The following is a 16667-nucleotide window of genomic DNA, read 5'->3' on the forward strand; positions in this document are numbered from 1 at the left end:
GGAGGCGGCAGATCCTTGTCTCTCCATGACCTGGCCATCGGCGTGTCCTGGCCATACCGATGGCGTACAAAGTCCGTCCGCCCGGTTGCCCCACCCTTTCCGAACCCCCCTAAACTGAACCTCCAGCACAGGTGGCTAAACGCTCGAAAGGCGCCCCCGTGTCCATCGGCAACTCTCCACAAGACGAGCGTCCGTCCGAACAAGACCGCGACGATCGCGAGGAAGCAGCCCGCCCTTCGATCGGTCGTGCCCTCCAGCAGGCGCGCATCGCGGCGGGGCTGACCGTCGACGACGTCAGTTCCGCCACCCGGGTCCGGATCGCCATCGTGCACGCGATCGAACAGGACGACTTCGCCCCCTGCGGCGGAGACGTCTACGCGCGCGGGCACATCCGGACCCTCGCCCGTGCCGTCCACCTCGACCCCGAGCCGCTGCTCGCGCAGTTCGCCGACGCCCGCGGCGGGCGTCCGGCGCCGACCCCGGCCGCGCCCCTGTTCGAGGCGGAACGCATCCGCCCCGAGCGGCGCGGACCGAACTGGACCGCGGCGATGGTCGCCGCGATCGTCGCCGTGATCGGCTTCGTCGGCTTCACCCTGGTCAACGGGGGCGACGAGGACGGCACGCAGGCCCAGGTCGCCGAGGGCTCCACACCCACGGCCGGCCAGCCTGCCTCGCCCACACCCAAGAAGGACAAGCCCACCGACCCGAAGCCGGACCCGTCGGACAGCGCGATCGCGGCGGCGCCGCGAGACAAGGTGACCGTCCAGGTGAGCGCCGCGGACGGGCGCAGCTGGATCTCCGCCAAGGACCACAACGGCCGGCTGCTCTTCGACGGCCTGCTCAAGCAGGGCCAGTCCCAGACGTTCCAGGACAACGAGGAGATCAATCTCGTCCTGGGCGATGCGGGCGCGATCCAGCTGTACGTGAACGGCAAGAAGATCGAGGACGAGTTCCAGCCGGGTGCCGTGGAGCGGCTCACGTACACGAAGGGCGACCCGGAGGTCGGCTGAGCGGAACTGCGCTTCCGGGGTTCACAGGTACGGGGCCTGCCTAGATCGGCTGGCCCCGTCGACGTGGGGTGTCAGTGGGACGAAGTAGTCTTGAGCCCATGCCTGAACGCCGTACCGTCGCACTCGTCACTCTTGGCTGCGCCCGTAACGAGGTGGACTCGGAGGAGCTCGCAGGCCGCTTGGAGGCGGACGGCTGGCAACTCGTGGAGGACGCCGAGGACGCGGACGTCGCCGTCGTCAACACCTGTGGCTTTGTCGAGGCCGCCAAGAAGGACTCCGTCGACGCCCTGCTGGAGGCCAACGACCTCAAGGGGCACGGCAGAACCCAGGCCGTCGTGGCGGTGGGCTGCATGGCCGAGCGGTACGGCGAGGAACTCGCCGAGGCCCTCCCCGAGGCCGACGGCGTGCTCGGCTTCGACGACTACGCCGACATCTCCGACCGCCTCCGGACCATCCTGAACGGCGGTATCCACGCCTCGCACACCCCCCGCGACCGGCGCAAGCTGCTGCCGATCAGCCCGGCGGAGCGGCAGGGTGCGGGTGCGGGGATCGCTCTTCCGGGGCACGGGACCACCACGGACGCTGACGCCGGCTCGGCTGCCGGGCCGGTGGAACCCGCCGAGGCGCCTGCCGATCTCCCCGACGGTGTCGCTCCGGTCTCCGGCCCCCGTGCGCCTCTGCGCCGCCGGCTCGACGGCGCGCCCGTCGCCTCGGTGAAGCTCGCCTCCGGCTGCGACCGGCGCTGCACCTTCTGCGCCATCCCGTCCTTCCGGGGCTCCTTCATCTCGCGCCGCCCCAGCGACGTACTGAACGAGACCAGGTGGCTCGCCGAGCAGGGGGTCAAGGAGGTCATGCTGGTCTCCGAGAACAACACCTCGTACGGCAAGGACCTTGGCGACATCCGCCTGCTGGAGTCGCTGCTGCCCGAACTCGCGGACGTCGACGGCATCGAGCGCGTGCGCGTGAGCTACCTGCAGCCCGCCGAGATGCGCCCGGGGCTCATCGACGTACTGACCTCGACCCCGAAGGTCGCCCCCTACTTCGACCTCTCCTTCCAGCACTCCGCGCCCGATGTGCTGCGTGCAATGCGGCGCTTCGGTGACACCGACCGCTTCCTGGAGCTGCTCGACACCATCCGGAGCAAGGCTCCCCAGGCCGGCGTGCGGTCCAACTTCATCGTGGGCTTCCCCGGCGAGACCGAGGCCGACCTGGCGGAGCTGGAGCGGTTCCTGAACAACGCGCGCCTGGACGCCATCGGTGTCTTCGGGTACTCCGACGAGGACGGCACGGAAGCGGCGACGTACGAGAACAAGCTGGACGAGGACGTCGTCGAGGCCCGGCTCGCCCGGGTCTCCCGGCTGGCCGAGGAACTGGTCTCGCAGCGCGCGGAGGAGCGCGTCGGCGAGACGGTGCACGTGCTGGTCGAGTCGGTCGGCGGCGAGGAGGGCGCGTACGGCCGTGGTGCGCACCAGGCGCCGGAGACGGACGGTCAGGTGCTGTTCACCAACTTCGCGGATTTCGCGGGCCTCGCGAGCGGCGAAGGCCCGAGTGTCGGTCGTATGGTCGAGGCGAAAGTGGTCGGTACGGAAGGTGTCGACCTGGTGGCCGAGCTGCTTCCGGGCTCGCTCGCGTGTTCGGAGTCAGAGGAGGCGACCAGATGACCGGAGTCCCGGCATCCGCAGCGGGCGGCTCCTCCAGCGCGCGGAACGCCAAGGGCGTGCCGGGTGCGGTGAGTGTGCCGGGCGCGCTGGGCGCTGCCGGGGCATCCGGTTCCTCGGTCGCCGCTGGGCCCGCTGTCGTCTCCGGGGTGTCCGGGTCCGGGGCTGACTCCCTGGAATCCGACGTTCACGGGGGTGCGAAGGCGGTGCGCGGCGGGAAGTTGGGGGCCGCGGCCGTCAATCAGGCCAGCCTTTGGAACATCGCGAACATTCTTACGATGATCCGGTTGCTGCTGGTGCCGGGCTTTGTGGCCCTGATGCTCGCGGACGGAGGGTACGACCCGGCGTGGCGCTCGCTCGCCTGGGCGGCCTTCGCCGTCGCCATGATCACCGACATTTTCGACGGGCATCTGGCGCGTACGTACGATCTCGTCACCGACTTCGGGAAGATCGCCGACCCCATCGCCGACAAGGCGATCATGGGAGCGGCCCTGATCTGCCTCTCCGCGCTCGGCGATCTGCCGTGGTGGGTGACCGGTGTGATCCTCGGGCGTGAGCTCGGGATCACTCTGCTGCGCTTCGTCGTGATCCGCTACGGCGTGATTCCCGCGAGCCGTGGCGGCAAGCTCAAGACGCTCACACAGGGCGTGGCCGTCGGGATGTACGTCCTGGCGCTGACGGGTCCGCTGGCGACGCTGAGGTTCTGGGTGATGGCCGCGGCGGTCGTGCTGACCGTGGTGACCGGGCTCGACTATGTAAGACAGGCCATTGTGCTGCGCAGGCAGGGAATCGCCGAGCGCGAAGCCACGTCGATGGAGGCGGAACGGTGAGTTCCTTAGCCGCTGACGTGGTGAGACTACTGACGGTGAGGGGTGAGACGCTCGCTGTCGCGGAGTCCCTCACAGGTGGCCTGGTTGCGGCGGAGATCACATCGGCGCCCGGAGCCTCCAAGGCGTTCCGGGGCGCGGTGACGGCGTACGCGACCGAACTGAAGCACGAAGTGCTCGGGGTCGACGCCCGCCTGCTGGCCGCCCGAGGCGCGGTGGATCCGCAGGTCGCGGCCCAGATGGCGGCCGGGGTCCGCAAGATTCTCGGCGCCGACTGGGGTATCGCGACGACCGGTGTCGCCGGCCCGGAACCGCAGGACGGACAGCCCGTCGGGACGGTCTTCGTGGCCGTGGACGGCCCTTTCGCGGCGGATACAGATGCCGAAGGTGGCGGAAAAGTGGCGTCGCTGCGGTTGAACGGCTCCCGGGCGGAAATTCGTATGGAGAGTGTACGGAGCGTACTCGCACTCCTCCTGGAGGGGATTGCGGGCGAACAGACCAAGAACGAGCGGGCACAGCATACGGAACGGAACGGGGGGACCTGATGTTTGCAGCCCTGAGTGAACACGACATCGCTCCCCGCACGGCCGCGGCGCAAGGCGGTACGGTGGGGCGTGAAGGATGCGGCTACGCGGTCCGAGGAGGGAGCCACCGATGATTCTGCTCCGTCGCCTGCTGGGTGACGTGCTGCGTCGGCAGCGCCAGCGCCAGGGCCGTACTCTGCGCGAAGTCTCCTCGTCCGCCCGAGTCTCACTCGGCTATCTCTCCGAGGTGGAGCGGGGGCAGAAGGAGGCATCCTCCGAGTTGCTGTCCGCGATCTGCGACGCGCTGGACGTACGGATGTCCGAGCTCATGCGGGAAGTGAGCGACGAGCTCGCCCTCGCCGAGCTGGCCCAGTCTGCTGCGGCCAACGAGCCTGTGCCCACGCCGGTGCGTCCCATGCTGGGTTCCGTATCGGTGGCCGGTGTGCCACCGGAACGGGTGACCATCAAGGCGCCCGCCGAGGCGGTGGATGTCGTCGCCGCCTGAGGTGCACGAACAGTGAGTGCCTGAGAGCCCCGACCGGGGCTTCTCCGGGGAGACCCGGGGGAGTGTGGTCGGGGTTTTCGCGTTGTGCGTTTCGGCGGCACGGGTCATGAGTCCCTCCATCGGTCCGTCCGTCATGGGTCCGTTTGCCGGGGGGTCGTCGGGCGGTCATGGTGGGGAGGAGGCGGGCGCATGCGGGCGTTCCGGGCGGTCGCCTCCGGGAAAGCGGTGCGCCTCTGTGCCGGTGATGCGCCCTGTGTGTGGGTGAGCGTGGCGTTCTAGCGTGGGGCCGGAGGTGAGTCATGACGGTGCGGACAGTTCACTGGGGGGCGCTTCTGGGGCTCGGGGCCTTGTGGTGGTGGGCCGTTCTGCGGCTCGTGCTGGCGCCCGGTGCGGGGGCGCTGGAGGGGGCGGTCGCGGCCGGGGGGTGGGGGTTGAGCCTGCTTCCGGTGCACTGCGTGCCGAAGACCCGGGGGGCGCGCGTCGCGGGGGTGGTACGGGGGCAGGCCGGTGGGGGTGCCGGTCCTACCAGGGCATCGCTACGCCGCCGTTCGGGCGGAGGATCTGGCCCGTCGTGAACGCCGACGCGTCGGACGCCAGGTGGAGCACCGCGTGCGCGACCTCCTCCGGCTCGCCGACCCGGCCCAGTGGGGACATCCGGGCCATCAGAGCCTCGGCGTGCGCCTGTGCCTCGCCGTCGTGGCGGTCGGTCATCGGCGTACGGATCCACCCCGGCGCGACCGCGTTGACGCGGATGCCGTGGCGCCCGATCTCGGCGGCCAGCGTCTTCGTCAGCTGGACGACCGCTGCCTTCGCCACGCCGTAGCAGAGCAGGCCGGGGTTGCCGGTGTCGACGGCGCCCGAAGCCATGGTGATGATGCTGCCTCTGGTGTTCCCGGAGATCATCAGATGGGCCGCTTCCTGGCAGGCGTACAGCACGCCCTTGAAGTTGACACCCAGGACCCGGTCGAGATCCTCGTCACGTGTCTCCAGTACGGGGCTGCTGTGCATGATCCCGGCGACCGCCGCCATGACGTCCAGTCGCTCGCACGCTGTGACGGCCTGCCGTACCTGGGCCCGGTCGGTGACATCCAGATGGTGGGTACGGGCCGTGCCGCCCATGCCCTTGATCAGCGTCGCCGTCTCGTGCAGTCCCTGCGCGTCCCGGTCGGCGCAGTGCACCACCGCGCCCGCTTCGGCGAGCAGTACGGCGGATGCGCGTCCGATGCCACTGGCGGCTCCGGTCACGAATGCGGTGCGTCCGGTGAGGTCGTACGCCTGTACAGGCATGTTGGGACGGTACGAAAGTTTCTGATGGGTCGTCAACTGTTCGTGCGCGAAGTCAGTTGTACGGGGTTGACTTCCGCCGAGTTCTGGCGCTGCCGGGGGTGGGGGCCGGGCCCGGTTGGCAGGTCGGGCACCAGTAGGTGGGGCGTTCTCGCGAGCCGTCGCCCTGGTCGGCGACGAGGATCGGGGTGTGGCAGCGCAGACAGGGGCGAGGTGCACGGCCGTAGACGAACATGTCCTGGCCCCGCCGGCCCGTAGTGCTGCGGACGGGGCGGTCCCGGTTGGCTTCGAGGAGTCTCTTCGCGAGCGCGGGCAGCTTCGTGATGCGGTCGGCGGGCAGATCGCGGAGGGGCAGCCACGGTGTGACGCCCAGGAGGAAGCACAGCTCGCTCTTGTAGACGTTGCCGATGCCGGCGAGATTGCGCTGGTCGAGCAGGGCTTCGCCGAGGGGACGGGCAGGGGCCGTGAGGAGGTTGGCGAGAGCTTGGTCGGGGTCCCAGTCCGGGCCCAGGAGGTCGGGGCCGAGGTGACCGACGGCCCGGTGTTCGTCGCCAGTGCGCAGGAGTTCGAGTACGGGGAGGCGGTAGCCGACGGCGGTGCGGTCCGCATTGCCGAGGATCGCCCGGATCTGGTGCGACGGGCCGCCGCTCCAGCGCCGGCCGTTCTCGTACACCCTCCAGGAACCGTCCATCCGCAGATGCGAGTGGAGGGTCAGGCCGCCCTCGACACGGGTGAGGAGGTGCTTGCCGCGCGGGGTGACGTCCAGGACGGTGCGGCCGGTGAGGTCGGCCGTGGCGTACTTGGGCACACGGAGATCGGAACGGGTCAGCACCTTGCCCGCGAGCGCGTCGTTCAGCCGCCTCGCGGCCTGCCAGACCGTGTCACCTTCGGGCATGGGTCCAGGGTGGCATGTTGGAGTGAACGAGGCCGCTGCTCAGGCGCGCAGGCGCAGGCCGCGAGGGGTCGCGATGAAGCCCGCTCCTTCCAGGAGGGTGCCGAAGGGGGAGGTCAGGGCCGAGGCGCCGTTGACCCGTTCCACCGTGACCGTGCCGAGGGAACCTGCGCGGGCCGCTGCGGCGAGGGCTTCCGCCGCCGCGCGCAGACGGGGGTCGTCGGTTGGCCGGCTGTCAGGTGCGGAGGGCCAGGCGAGCAGTGTCTTGCCGCCGCGTTCCATGTAGAGCGTCAGCTCTCCGTCGACCAGGACCACCAGCGAACCGGCCTTGCGCCCCGCCTTGTGGCCGGCGTCGGTCGGGGGCTCGGGCCAGGGGAGCGCGGCACCGTACGCGTTCGCCGGATCGGCGGCGGCGAGGACTACGGCACGGATGGCTCCGGAAGAAGCGGAGTGGGTGCGGGACAGAACGTTTCCGGCGAAGCCGTGGGGGGAGGCGAGCGTGTTCTGGGCGGTGGGGGAGCGGGGGGACTCGGAGCTGAAGTCGAGGTCGACGTCCTCTGTGAAGCCGTACTCTGCGAAGCCGTGCTCCGCGGGGAAGACGACGCCGTGTGTGTCGGCCGTGGCGTCATCGCCCGGTGTGCGGGAGTTTCCGGGGATGACGGTGCCGAATGCCGGGACGGGCCGGGAGTCGCCGCGATCTCGGACGTTCGCTGTTGCCCGGAGGCGGTCCACCGCGCCGTCCATGGCGAACTGGGCGGCTCCGAGGCCCTCCACCACGTAGCCGCGACGGGCCTGACCGCTGTCCTCGAAGGCGGAGAGGACGCGGTACACGGCTGAGAAGCCGCCTTCGATGCCCTCCGCCGAAACGGCTCCCCGGGTCACCACGCCGTGGCGGTCGAGCAGGGTGCGGGCCAGGGCGTGGGCGCGGACGGTCGGGTCGGGTTCCTGCCCGGGGAGCAGGGACCAGCGGCCGGCCACGGTCGGTGGGCCGCTGCGCGAGGCGGGGCGCGCGGCGGACGTCAGTGAGCCGTACCGACCGCGGGGGACGGCGCGTTTCGCCCGGTGTGCCGTCGAGCCTGCGGTACGGCCCGAGCCGAGGAGGGCGCGCATCGGGGCGAGCGTGTCGTTCGTGAGCCGGCCCGACCAGGCCAGGTCCCAGACGGCGTCGGCCAGTTGGGGATCCGTGGCGTCCGGGTGCGTGGTGGCGCGGACCTGGTCGGCGATCTGGCGGAAGAACAGCCCGTAGCCTCCGTTGAGGGTGTCGAGGACGGACTGGTGGAGTGCGGTGGGTTCCAGGGGGTGGGGCGGTGGCAGGAGCGGCGGGGCCGCGTCCGCGAGGTACAGCGACACCCATCCGTCCTTGCCGGGGAGGGCGCCCGCCCCGGCCCAGATGACTTCGCCGGCTGCCGTGAGTTCGTCGAGCATCGCGGGGGCGTAGTTCGCCACCCGGGACGGCAGGACCAGCTTCTCCAGGGCGGACGCCGGCACGGAGGCGCCCTGCAACTGCTCGACCGCACGCACCAGTCCGTCGATGCCGCGCAGCGAATGGCCCTTGCCGATGTGCTGCCACTGCGGCAGGAACTGGGCGAGCGCCGCGGGCGGCACCGGCTCCAGCTCGTGCCTCAGGGCGGCCAGGGAGCGGCGCCGAAGACGCCGCAGGACCGCCGCGTCGCACCACTCCTGGCCGATGCCCGCCGGGTGGAACTCCCCCTGTACGACACGGCCGCTTGCCGCCAGACGATGAAGTGCGCCCTCGGTGACCGCCACGCCCAGGCCGAAACGGGCTGCCGCCGTGGTCGAGGTGAACGGGCCGTGGGTGCGGGCGTGCCGGGCGAGGAGGTCGCCGAGCGGATCCTTCACCGGCTCGGTGAAGGCCTCCGGGACACCTACCGGCAGCGCCGTGCCGAGCGCGTCGCGCAGACGGCCCGCGTCCTCGATCGCCGCCCAGTGGCCGGCGCCGCCGATGCGGACCCGGATCGCTCGGCGGGCGTCGGCCAGCTCCCGGGCCCACTGCGGATCGGCTCCGCGCTCGGCCAACTCGGCGTCCGTGAGGGGGCCGAGCAGGCGCAGCAGGTCCGCCACGCCTTCGGCGTCCTTCACGCGCCGGTCCTCGGTGAGCCACTGGAGTTCCCGCTCCAGCTCGGTCAGGACCTCGGCGTCGAGCAGTTCGCGCAGCTCCGCCTGGCCCAGCAACTCGGACAGCAGCCGCGAGTCCAGCGACAGGGCGGCGGCACGCCGCTCGGCCAGCGGTGAGTCGCCCTCGTACAGGAACTGTGCGACGTACCCGAAGAGGAGGGAGCGTGCGAAGGGGGAGGGCTCAGGGGTGGTGACCTCGACCAGGCGCACCTTGCGGGACTCGATGTCACCCATCAGTTCCACGAGCCCGGGCACGTCGAAGACGTCCTGGAGGCATTCGCGGACGGCTTCGAGGACGATGGGGAACGAACCGAACTCGCTTGCTACCTGGAGCAGTTGGGAGGCCCGTTGACGCTGTTGCCACAGGGGGGTGCGTTTGCCGGGGTTGCGGCGTGGGAGCAGCAGGGCGCGCGCGGCGCACTCGCGGAAGCGGGCCGCGAACAGGGCCGAGCCGCCCACCTGGTCGGTGACGATCTGGTTGACCTCGCCCTTGTCGAACGCCACGTCCGCCGCGCCTACGGGGGCCTGCTCGGCGTCGACCGCCGTGTTCAAGGCGGTGCCGGTCTTCACCGGCTCCTGGCCGAGCAGGTCCAGGCCCATCAGATCGGCGTCCGGGAGACGCAGCACGATGCCGTCGTCGGCGTGCATGACCTGGGCGTCCATGCCGTACCGCTCGGCGAGCTTGGCGCCCAGGGCGAGCGCCCACGGGGCGTGGACCTGGGCTCCGAAGGGGGAGTGGACGACGACCCGCCAGTCACCGAGTTCGTCGCGGAACTGCTCCACGACGATGGTCCGGTCGTCCGGGATGTGGCCGCAGGCCTCGCGCTGTTCGGCCAGGTAGGAGAGGACATTGCTGGCGGCCCAGGTGTCAAGGCCGGCGGCGAGGAGCCGGAGGCGGGCGTCTTCCTCGGACAGTGAGCCCACCTCGCGCAGGAACGCGCCCACCGCGCGGCCCAGTTCGAGGGGACGGCCCAGCTGGTCGCCCTTCCAGAAGGGGAGACGGCCCGGGACCCCGGGAGCGGGGGACACCAGGACGCGGTCGCGGGTGATGTCCTCGATGCGCCAGGAGCTCGTACCGAGCGTGAAGACGTCGCCCACGCGGGACTCGTACACCATCTCCTCGTCCAGCTCGCCGACCCGGCCGCCGCCCTTTTTGGGATCGGCGCCGGCGAGGAAGACCCCGAAGAGCCCGCGGTCCGGAATCGTGCCCCCGGAGGTGACGGCGAGACGCTGCGCGCCAGGGCGGCCGGTCACCGTGCCGGCGACGCGGTCCCACACCACGCGCGGGCGCAACTCCGCGAACGCGTCCGACGGATAGCGGCCCGCGAGCATGTCGAGGACGGCGGTGAACGCCGACTCCGGGAGGGAGGCGAAGGGCGCCGCGCGGCGGACCGTGGTCAGCAGGTCGTCGACCTGCCAGGTGTCCAGCGCCACCATCGCGACGAGCTGCTGGGCGAGGACGTCCAGGGGGTTGGCGGGGACCCTCAGGGACTCGATGGAACCGGTACGCATGCGCTCGGTGACCACAGCCGCCTGGACGAGGTCTCCCCGGTACTTGGGGAAGACGACGCCGGTGGAGACCGCGCCCACCTGGTGCCCGGCGCGGCCGACGCGCTGCAGCCCGGAGGCCACGGACGGGGGTGACTCGACCTGGACGACCAGGTCCACGGCGCCCATGTCGATGCCCAGTTCGAGGCTGGAGGTGGCCACCACGGCGGGCAGCCGGCCGGCCTTGAGGTCTTCCTCGACGAGCGCGCGCTGTTCCTTGGAGACCGACCCGTGATGGGCCCGGGCGATGACCGGAGGCGCGCCCTGGGCCGCGCCCGAGCCGCCCATCAGTTCGGCGGGAGCGTGGTGTTCGGGGAGGGGCTCGCCGGTGGCCCGCTCGTACGCGATCTCGTTGAGCCGGTTGCACAGGCGCTCGGCGAGGCGGCGGGAGTTGGCGAACACGATCGTCGAGCGGTGCGCCTGGACGAGGTCGGCGATCCGCTCCTCGACATGCGGCCAGATGGACGGCCGTTCGGCCCCCTCGTTCGCGTCGGCGACCGGGGAGCCGCCCAGTTCGCCCAGGTCCTCGACCGGGACGACGACCGAGAGGTCGAACTCCTTGCCGGACTTGGGCTGGACGATCTCCACCTTGCGACCGGGGGAGAGGTAGCGCGCGATCTCGTCGACCGGGCGGACGGTCGCCGAGAGGCCGATGCGCCGGGCAGGCCTCGGCAGCAGCTCGTCCAGTCGCTCCAGGGAGAGCGCGAGGTGCGCGCCGCGCTTGGTGCCCGCGACCGCGTGCACCTCGTCCAGGATGACCGTCTCCACGCCCGTCAGCGCGTCGCGCGTGGCCGACGTGAGCATCAGGAACAACGACTCCGGGGTGGTGATCAGAATGTCCGGCGGGCGGGTGGCCAGGGCACGGCGCTCGGCGGGCGGGGTGTCGCCGGAGCGGATGCCCACCTTGACCTCGGGCTCGGGCAGACCCAGGCGTACGGATTCCTGGCGGATGCCCGTCAGAGGGCTGCGCAGGTTGCGTTCCACGTCGACCGCGAGGGCCTTGAGCGGGGACACGTAGAGCACGCGGCACCGTTTGTGGGGGTCGGCCGGCGGGGGTGTCGAGGTGAGCTGGTCGAGTGCGGCGAGGAACGCGGCCAGGGTCTTGCCGGAGCCGGTCGGGGCGACCACCAGCACGTCCGAGCCCTCGCCGATGGCCCGCCACGCGCCGGCCTGGGCCGCGGTGGGCGTGGAGAAGGCCCCCGTGAACCAGCCGCGGGTCGCGGGGGAGAAGCCGTCGAGGGCTCGGTGTGCGGAGCTGACCATGCGTCCATCCTGCACCTCGGCACTGACAATCGGCCTGACCTGCACGTTTGCCTCCGGCTGGGGAGCCGCGGAGCTGTGAGGCTGTGGGGTGCGGCGGCGGGTTGGTGGTGAGTGGGGCGTGGTCGTGTGCGGCTTCCCGGCCGGGGGCGTGCGCTCGGTTGTGTGCTGGGTCGGGGTCGCGCCGGGGGAGCCGTCCTCGGTCGGGCGCGGAACCGGCTTCTCACCAACCTGGCGGTGTTTGACGCGCCGGCCGCTGCGGAGGCTGCGCGGGAGTGCGCCTCGGCGGGCTGGGCCGCCCTCACGGAGAATGGTGGGTATGGCAGGTTCGGTGGAGCTGGCTCGGCACTGGCAATACGCGGAGTTGCCCGGTGTCGATCTTCTGCGTGCCCGGTACATCCACAAGACCTTTGTCCGGCACACCCACGAGAACTTCGTCATCGCCGCCATTTCCGAAGGGGTGGAGGTCTTTCACCACCGGGGGACCGATCAGTACGCGGGGCCGGGGGCGCTCGCGCTGGTCAATCCCGATACACCGCACACGGGGCGCGCGGGGGTGCCCGAGGGATGGCGGTACGGGGCTGTCTACCCGGCGCCCGACGTGGTGGCCGCGATCGCCGCGGAGACCACGGCGATCCGGGGGACCCCGGGCTTTGCCGCGCCCGTGTTCGACGATCAGTATTCGGTCGCTCTCGTACATGAGGTGCTGCGTGCGGCGGAGGAGGGCAACGCGTTGGCCGCCGACACGCTCCTGCGGGTGGCGGTGACCCGGCTGCTCCGGCTCAACGGCGGGGCCTTTCAGGAACGGACGGTGCATACGGCGGGCTGGCGGATCGCGGCACGCGCCCGTGCTGTGCTGGAGGAGACGATGGCCGAGCCGCCGACTCTGGAGAAACTCGCCAAAGACCTTGGCACCAGCCCTTTCGCGCTGCTGCGGGCGTTCCGTGACACGTACGGGTTGCCGCCGCACGCCTGGCTGACGCACGCGCGCGTGCGTCGGGCGCGGCGGTTGCTGGACGCGGGTACCGCACCCGCCGACGCGGCCGTCGCCGTCGGCTTCACCGATCAACCCCACCTCAACCGGCACTTCACCCGGATCGTGGGCGTGCCCCCAGGGGCGTACCAGCGCGAGCGCAAGAACGTACAAGACCCGTCGGGGTACCTGCTCCTACCGTCCGACGAGTGGCAGAACAGACAGCTTTCGCAGACATACGTGCCGACGACGGCGGCAAGCCGGACGCCGCCGTCGTACGAGACGCCCTCGGGGTCGGGGTCGCCGTCGGATTGTCCGGCTTCGCCTTCGGAGTGACCTCGGTCGGCAGTGGGCTCACCCTTCTGCAGACCTGTGCGCTCAGCCTTCTGGTGTTCACCGGGGCCTCCCAGTTCGCGCTCGTGGGCGCGCTCGCGGCCGGCGGCAATCCGCTCACCGCAGCAGCGGGAGCCTTCTTCCTGGGGGCGCGCAACGCCGTTTACGGGCTGCGTCTGTCGCAGTTGCTGGCCCTCCCGCGCGCGGTGCGGCCGTTCGCGGCCCAGTGGGTCATCGACGAGACCACGGTGGTCGCCCTGGCGCAGCCCACGCGGCGCAGCGCGCGTATCGGGTTCGTCGTCACCGGGCTCACCCTGTACGTGCTGTGGAACCTCACGACGCTGCTCGGCGGACTGGGGGCCGGGGCCATTGGGGACACCGACGCGTGGGGTCTGGACGCTGCCGGGCCGGCCGTCTTCCTGGCACTGCTCGCGCCGATGCTGAAGTCCGGCGCGGAGCGTGCTGTCGCGGGCCTCGCCGTGGTGCTGGTGCTCGGCTTGCTGCCCGTACTGCCCGCCGGTGTGCCGGTGCTGACGGCCGCGCTCGCCGCGCCCGCTGTTCTGTACGTACAGGCCCGTCGTGGGGCGAGGGACGGAAAGGGTGTGGACCGTTGAACGTCTGGATCGCGATCGGCGTGACGGCCATTGGCTGTTACGCCGTCAAACTCGCCGGACTGCTCGTGCCCGCCGGCGCTCTGGAACGTCCGCTCGTCAGGCGGCTGGCCGTCCTGCTGCCCGTCGCCCTCCTTGCCGCTCTCACGGCCCAGCAGGCCTCCGCCGACGGGCGGGTGCTCGTCCTGGACGCGAAGGCCGCAGGGCTCGCCGCAGCCGCCGTGGCGCTGGTGCTGCGCGCTCCCTTCCTGCTCGTCGTCGCGGCGGCCGTGGCGGTGACGGCGGTGGTTCGGGCGATGACCGGCTGAGGTGGGGCCGTGCCCGCGCTGTGGGGGTCAGCCGACGGGGCGGCCGTATGCCTGCAGGGTGCGCAGTGCCTCGACCGTCACCATGGGGCGTGCCTCCAGGGCGGTGCCCGGTGCCCACGCGCGCCAGCGGATGGGCCAGCCGCCGTCCTCGCGCTGCTCGCTCGCGAGGAAGTCCAGGGAGCGTGTCATCTCCTCCTCCGTGAACCACGCGCGCGCGAGCGAGCCCGGTGTCCTCGCGTAGTCGTACGGGAAGTGGTGCTCGCCCGGGGCGTAGCCGGGGGCCACCGGGTGGGAGCCGAGGCGCTCCGGGTCGAGTGCCACGAGCCGCTGCTCGCGCACCAGGCGGCCCAGCCGGTCGGCCGCCGCCTCCGCGCGTGAGCGGTCCGGAACCGAGTCCAGGAAGGCCACGGCGGCCTCCACCTCGTACGGATGGGACTTCTCCAGGGAGTCGACGGCCTGCCAGCAGAAGTCCGTGGCCCGGAACAGCCAGGCGTGCCACACCTCGTTGCGGTGCAGCAGGCCCACCACCGGGCCGGTGGCGAGGAGTTCGCTCGGTGGATCGGCCACGATCGACACGAACGGCGCCGCCGGATAGCCGCGCTGGCTGGGATGGATCGCCGGCAGCGCGCCGTCCGGCGCGGAGACCGAGGTCAGATAGCGGCACACGCGCTCCACCCGCTGCCCGCCGCAGCGCCCGATGGCGTCCAGGACGCGCAGCGCGTGCCCTGTGTGCAGGGGCTGGCTGACGGGGCCGCGAAGATCGGGTTCCAGCGCGTGGCCGTATCCGCCGTCCTCGTTGCGGTAGGCGTCCAGCGCGGTCTCGACCGAGTCGGCGTCTCCGTTCAGGAAGTGGTACGCGAAGCGGCGCTGCTCCAGCACGCGCGCGGTGAGCCACACGAAGTGCTCGGCACGGAAGAGCGGGGAGCGCGCCGGGGGCGTCGGGGGGAGTGGGGATGCTCCTGTTTCGGCCATGTGTCAGACCGTAGGGCGCAGAGCGGTCCCGGCGAGCGGTCACGGCGTCGGCCCACCCTCAGGGGCGGGATACTGAAGTCATGCGGTTGACGGTCTTCTGGCAGCGGATGGCGGAACACTTCGGGTCGGGGTATGCCGACACCTTCGCGCGCGACCACGTGATGACGGAACTCGGCGGACGGACTGTGCACGAGGCACTGGACGCCGGTTGGGAGGCCAAGGACGTGTGGCGTGTGGTGTGCACTGCTATGAACGTTCCGGCGGAAAACCGCTGAAATCGTACGTAAGTGACGCCGGTCGGCCGCGAAGGTCGCAGGGCGGCGACTGATTGCCGGTGGCGTGGGCGAGACTTGCACCGTGGCATCCACAGACGACACCGGGCAGCTCGGACAGCAGGCGTCCCCGTTCGGCGCGACGCCGCCCCCGCCCCCGGCCGGGAACGCCGCCGGGCAGGGCGCGCGCATGCCACGCTGGCTGCCGCGTGCCATGATGCTGGCGCTCGCCCTCGTCGGCCTGTTCCAACTGGGCAGTTGGGCCTTCCATCAGCTCACGGGCCTGTTGATCAACATCCTGATCGCGTTCTTCGCCGCGCTCGCGATCGAACCCGCGGTGAGTCGCATGGCGGCGCGCGGTGTGCGCCGGGGGTTGGCGACCTTCCTGGTCTTCATCGGCCTGCTCATCGCGATCGCCGGATTCGTCACCCTGCTCGGCTCCATGCTCGCCGGCCAGATCATCAAGATCGTCGAGGACTTCCCGGCCTATCTCGACTCCGTCATCAGCTGGATCAACGCGCATTTCAACACAGACCTGAAGCGCGTGGACGTCCAGGAGGGCCTGCTCCGCTCCGACTGGCTGCGCAGTTATGTACAGAACAGTGCCACCGGTGTCCTGGACGTCTCCACCCAGGTCTTGGGTGGCCTTTTCCAGATGCTGATGATCACGCTGTTCGCGTTCTACTTTGCCGCCGACGGGCCGAGGCTGCGCCGCACGCTGTGCTCCGTACTGCCGCCCGCCCGGCAGGTCGAGGTGCTGCGCGCGTGGGAGATCGCCGTCGACAAGACCGGCGGCTATCTGTACTCCCGCGGCCTGATGGCGCTCATCTCCGGGGTCGCCCACTACGTCCTGCTGGAGTTCCTGGACGTGCCGAACGCGCCCGTGCTCGCCGTCTGGGTGGGGCTGGTCTCGCAGTTCCTCCCGACCATCGGCACCTATCTCGCCGGCGCCCTGCCGATGCTGATCGCCTTCACCGTCAACCCCTGGTACGCACTGTGGGTGCTGGTCTTCGTCGTGCTCTACCAGCAGTTCGAGAACTACGTGCTGCAGCCCAAGCTGACCGCGAAGACCGTCGACATCCACCCCGCGGTCGCCTTCGGCTCGGTCGTCGCCGGCACCGCGCTCCTCGGCGCCGTCGGCGCGCTGATCGCCATCCCGGCGGTCGCCACGCTCCAGGCGTTCCTGGGGGCGTACGTGAAGCGGTATGACGTCACGGACGACCCTCGTGTCCAGGGGCACCGCGGACGGGGCCGGGGGACGAGTGTCGTCACGCGGGTGCGGAACCTGGTGGACGGGCGGCGGGTTGCCGTCACCGAGAATTCGGCGCACTCCGCGGGGGTGCCGGAACAGGGGTCGACACACTCGGATCCGGGGAAGGGCTCCACGCCCGCGTGAGCGAGCCCCGGGCCGCGGCGCCGCTCACGTACGCCGCGCGGCCGCCGCCTGCCGCCCGGGTGTCGCGGGGGCTCGCAGTGTGACAGGGGTGCCCGGCACCGCCCTGTCCGGTCGACGATGCCTCGTTCGTGGGCTCCTGGAGTGCGACCCCGGCATCC

The 16667-nt window shown here is 71.2% G+C and carries 15 protein-coding genes; 11 read left to right on the top strand and 4 right to left on the bottom strand.

Translation table 11 applies throughout. From position 1 onward, the window contains the following. Window positions 1-158: 158 nt before the first annotated feature. The 6 genes from RB628_RS09075 (at window position 159) to RB628_RS09100 (ending at window position 5099) form a co-directional block, all read left to right on the top strand. Entirely contained in the window at window positions 159-1010 is an 852-nt protein-coding gene (locus tag RB628_RS09075) for a helix-turn-helix domain-containing protein (RefSeq protein ID WP_318319800.1), read from the top strand. Window positions 1011-1108: 98 nt separating this feature from the next. Continuing rightward, on the top strand, window positions 1109-2671 hold the full coding sequence (rimO, locus tag RB628_RS09080) for a 30S ribosomal protein S12 methylthiotransferase RimO (protein ID WP_318319801.1): 1563 nt from the start codon (window positions 1109-1111) through the stop codon (window positions 2669-2671). Continuing rightward, window positions 2668-3498: a CDP-diacylglycerol--glycerol-3-phosphate 3-phosphatidyltransferase gene (gene pgsA / locus RB628_RS09085; protein WP_318319803.1), complete on the top strand. Its 831-nt coding sequence runs from the start codon at window positions 2668-2670 to the stop codon at window positions 3496-3498. The genes rimO and pgsA overlap by 4 nt, the downstream gene beginning before the upstream one ends. Continuing rightward, window positions 3495-4040 carry a CinA family protein gene (locus RB628_RS09090; RefSeq protein ID WP_318319804.1) on the top strand — a complete coding sequence of 182 codons (546 nt, stop codon included), beginning with the start codon at window positions 3495-3497 and terminating at the stop codon, window positions 4038-4040. Before pgsA ends, RB628_RS09090 begins: the two co-directional genes overlap by 4 nt. Before the next feature lie 109 nt (window positions 4041-4149). Then, window positions 4150-4524, top strand: coding sequence for a helix-turn-helix domain-containing protein (locus tag RB628_RS09095; protein ID WP_235474452.1), 375 nt, complete (start codon window positions 4150-4152; stop codon window positions 4522-4524). Window positions 4525-4823: 299 nt separating this feature from the next. Then, entirely contained in the window at window positions 4824-5099 is a 276-nt protein-coding gene (locus tag RB628_RS09100; protein ID WP_318319805.1) for a hypothetical protein, read from the top strand. On the opposite strand, the gene RB628_RS09105 is transcribed toward RB628_RS09100, so the two are convergent. Genes RB628_RS09105 through RB628_RS09115 form a run of 3 tightly spaced genes read right to left on the bottom strand, consistent with a single transcriptional unit; the run spans window position 5047 to window position 11647 of the window. Continuing rightward, window positions 5047-5811 (bottom strand): SDR family NAD(P)-dependent oxidoreductase, encoded by a 765-nt coding sequence (locus RB628_RS09105; protein WP_318319806.1) that lies wholly within the window; start codon window positions 5809-5811, stop codon window positions 5047-5049. The two genes, RB628_RS09100 and RB628_RS09105, sit on opposite strands and share 53 nt — an antisense overlap. A 52-nt stretch (window positions 5812-5863) precedes the next feature. Continuing rightward, complete coding sequence (locus RB628_RS09110) at window positions 5864-6703, bottom strand: Fpg/Nei family DNA glycosylase (RefSeq protein ID WP_318319807.1); 840 nt, start codon at window positions 6701-6703, stop codon at window positions 5864-5866. A gap of 39 nt (window positions 6704-6742) precedes the next feature. Then, entirely contained in the window at window positions 6743-11647 is a 4905-nt protein-coding gene (locus RB628_RS09115) for an ATP-dependent helicase (RefSeq protein ID WP_318319808.1), read from the bottom strand. 316 nt (window positions 11648-11963) lie between these two features. Here RB628_RS09115 and RB628_RS09120 point away from each other — a divergent pair, with 316 nt between their 5' ends. From RB628_RS09120 to RB628_RS09130, 3 genes are read left to right on the top strand one after another with little or no spacing between them, the layout of a single operon-like run. Next, window positions 11964-12953, top strand: coding sequence for an AraC family transcriptional regulator (locus RB628_RS09120; protein ID WP_318319809.1), 990 nt, complete (start codon window positions 11964-11966; stop codon window positions 12951-12953). After that, a complete protein-coding gene (locus tag RB628_RS09125) occupies window positions 12854-13564 on the top strand; it encodes an AzlC family ABC transporter permease (protein ID WP_318319880.1) in 711 nt (236 codons plus the stop codon). The genes RB628_RS09120 and RB628_RS09125 overlap by 100 nt, the downstream gene beginning before the upstream one ends. Next, the gene (locus tag RB628_RS09130; RefSeq protein ID WP_318319810.1) at window positions 13561-13869 is read left to right on the top strand and encodes an AzlD domain-containing protein; all 309 of its coding nucleotides are present in this window, start codon (window positions 13561-13563) and stop codon (window positions 13867-13869) included. Before RB628_RS09125 ends, RB628_RS09130 begins: the two co-directional genes overlap by 4 nt. Window positions 13870-13896: 27 nt before the next feature. On the opposite strand, the gene RB628_RS09135 is transcribed toward RB628_RS09130, so the two are convergent. Beyond that, complete coding sequence (locus tag RB628_RS09135; protein ID WP_318319811.1) at window positions 13897-14841, bottom strand: hypothetical protein; 945 nt, start codon at window positions 14839-14841, stop codon at window positions 13897-13899. Window positions 14842-14921: 80 nt separating this feature from the next. Between RB628_RS09135 and RB628_RS09140 the strand changes: the two genes are divergently transcribed. After that, window positions 14922-15116, top strand: coding sequence for a DUF3046 domain-containing protein (locus RB628_RS09140; protein ID WP_318319812.1), 195 nt, complete (start codon window positions 14922-14924; stop codon window positions 15114-15116). Window positions 15117-15198: 82 nt separating this feature from the next. Continuing rightward, window positions 15199-16509: an AI-2E family transporter gene (locus tag RB628_RS09145; protein ID WP_318319813.1), complete on the top strand. Its 1311-nt coding sequence runs from the start codon at window positions 15199-15201 to the stop codon at window positions 16507-16509. Window positions 16510-16667: the final 158 nt, after the last annotated feature.

The organism is Streptomyces sp. ADMS (assembly GCF_033441795.1).
Taxonomy (GTDB): Bacteria; Actinomycetota; Actinomycetes; order Streptomycetales; family Streptomycetaceae; genus Streptomyces.

What these genes read in the sequence shown, in the direction of transcription:
- pgsA (WP_318319803.1), top strand. Translation starts at nt 2,668, where the DNA reads ATGACCGGAGTCCCGGCATCCGCAGCGGGCGGCTCCTCCAGCGCGCGG.
- RB628_RS09135 (WP_318319811.1), bottom strand. Translation starts at nt 14,841, where the DNA reads ATGGCCGAAACAGGAGCATCCCCACTCCCCCCGACGCCCCCGGCGCGC.
- RB628_RS09120 (WP_318319809.1), top strand. Translation starts at nt 11,964, where the DNA reads ATGGCAGGTTCGGTGGAGCTGGCTCGGCACTGGCAATACGCGGAGTTG.
- RB628_RS09100 (WP_318319805.1), top strand. Translation starts at nt 4,824, where the DNA reads ATGACGGTGCGGACAGTTCACTGGGGGGCGCTTCTGGGGCTCGGGGCC.
- RB628_RS09095 (WP_235474452.1), top strand. Translation starts at nt 4,150, where the DNA reads ATGATTCTGCTCCGTCGCCTGCTGGGTGACGTGCTGCGTCGGCAGCGC.
- RB628_RS09140 (WP_318319812.1), top strand. Translation starts at nt 14,922, where the DNA reads ATGCGGTTGACGGTCTTCTGGCAGCGGATGGCGGAACACTTCGGGTCG.
- RB628_RS09105 (WP_318319806.1), bottom strand. Translation starts at nt 5,811, where the DNA reads ATGCCTGTACAGGCGTACGACCTCACCGGACGCACCGCATTCGTGACC.
- rimO (WP_318319801.1), top strand. Translation starts at nt 1,109, where the DNA reads ATGCCTGAACGCCGTACCGTCGCACTCGTCACTCTTGGCTGCGCCCGT.
- RB628_RS09110 (WP_318319807.1), bottom strand. Translation starts at nt 6,703, where the DNA reads ATGCCCGAAGGTGACACGGTCTGGCAGGCCGCGAGGCGGCTGAACGAC.
- RB628_RS09115 (WP_318319808.1), bottom strand. Translation starts at nt 11,647, where the DNA reads ATGGTCAGCTCCGCACACCGAGCCCTCGACGGCTTCTCCCCCGCGACC.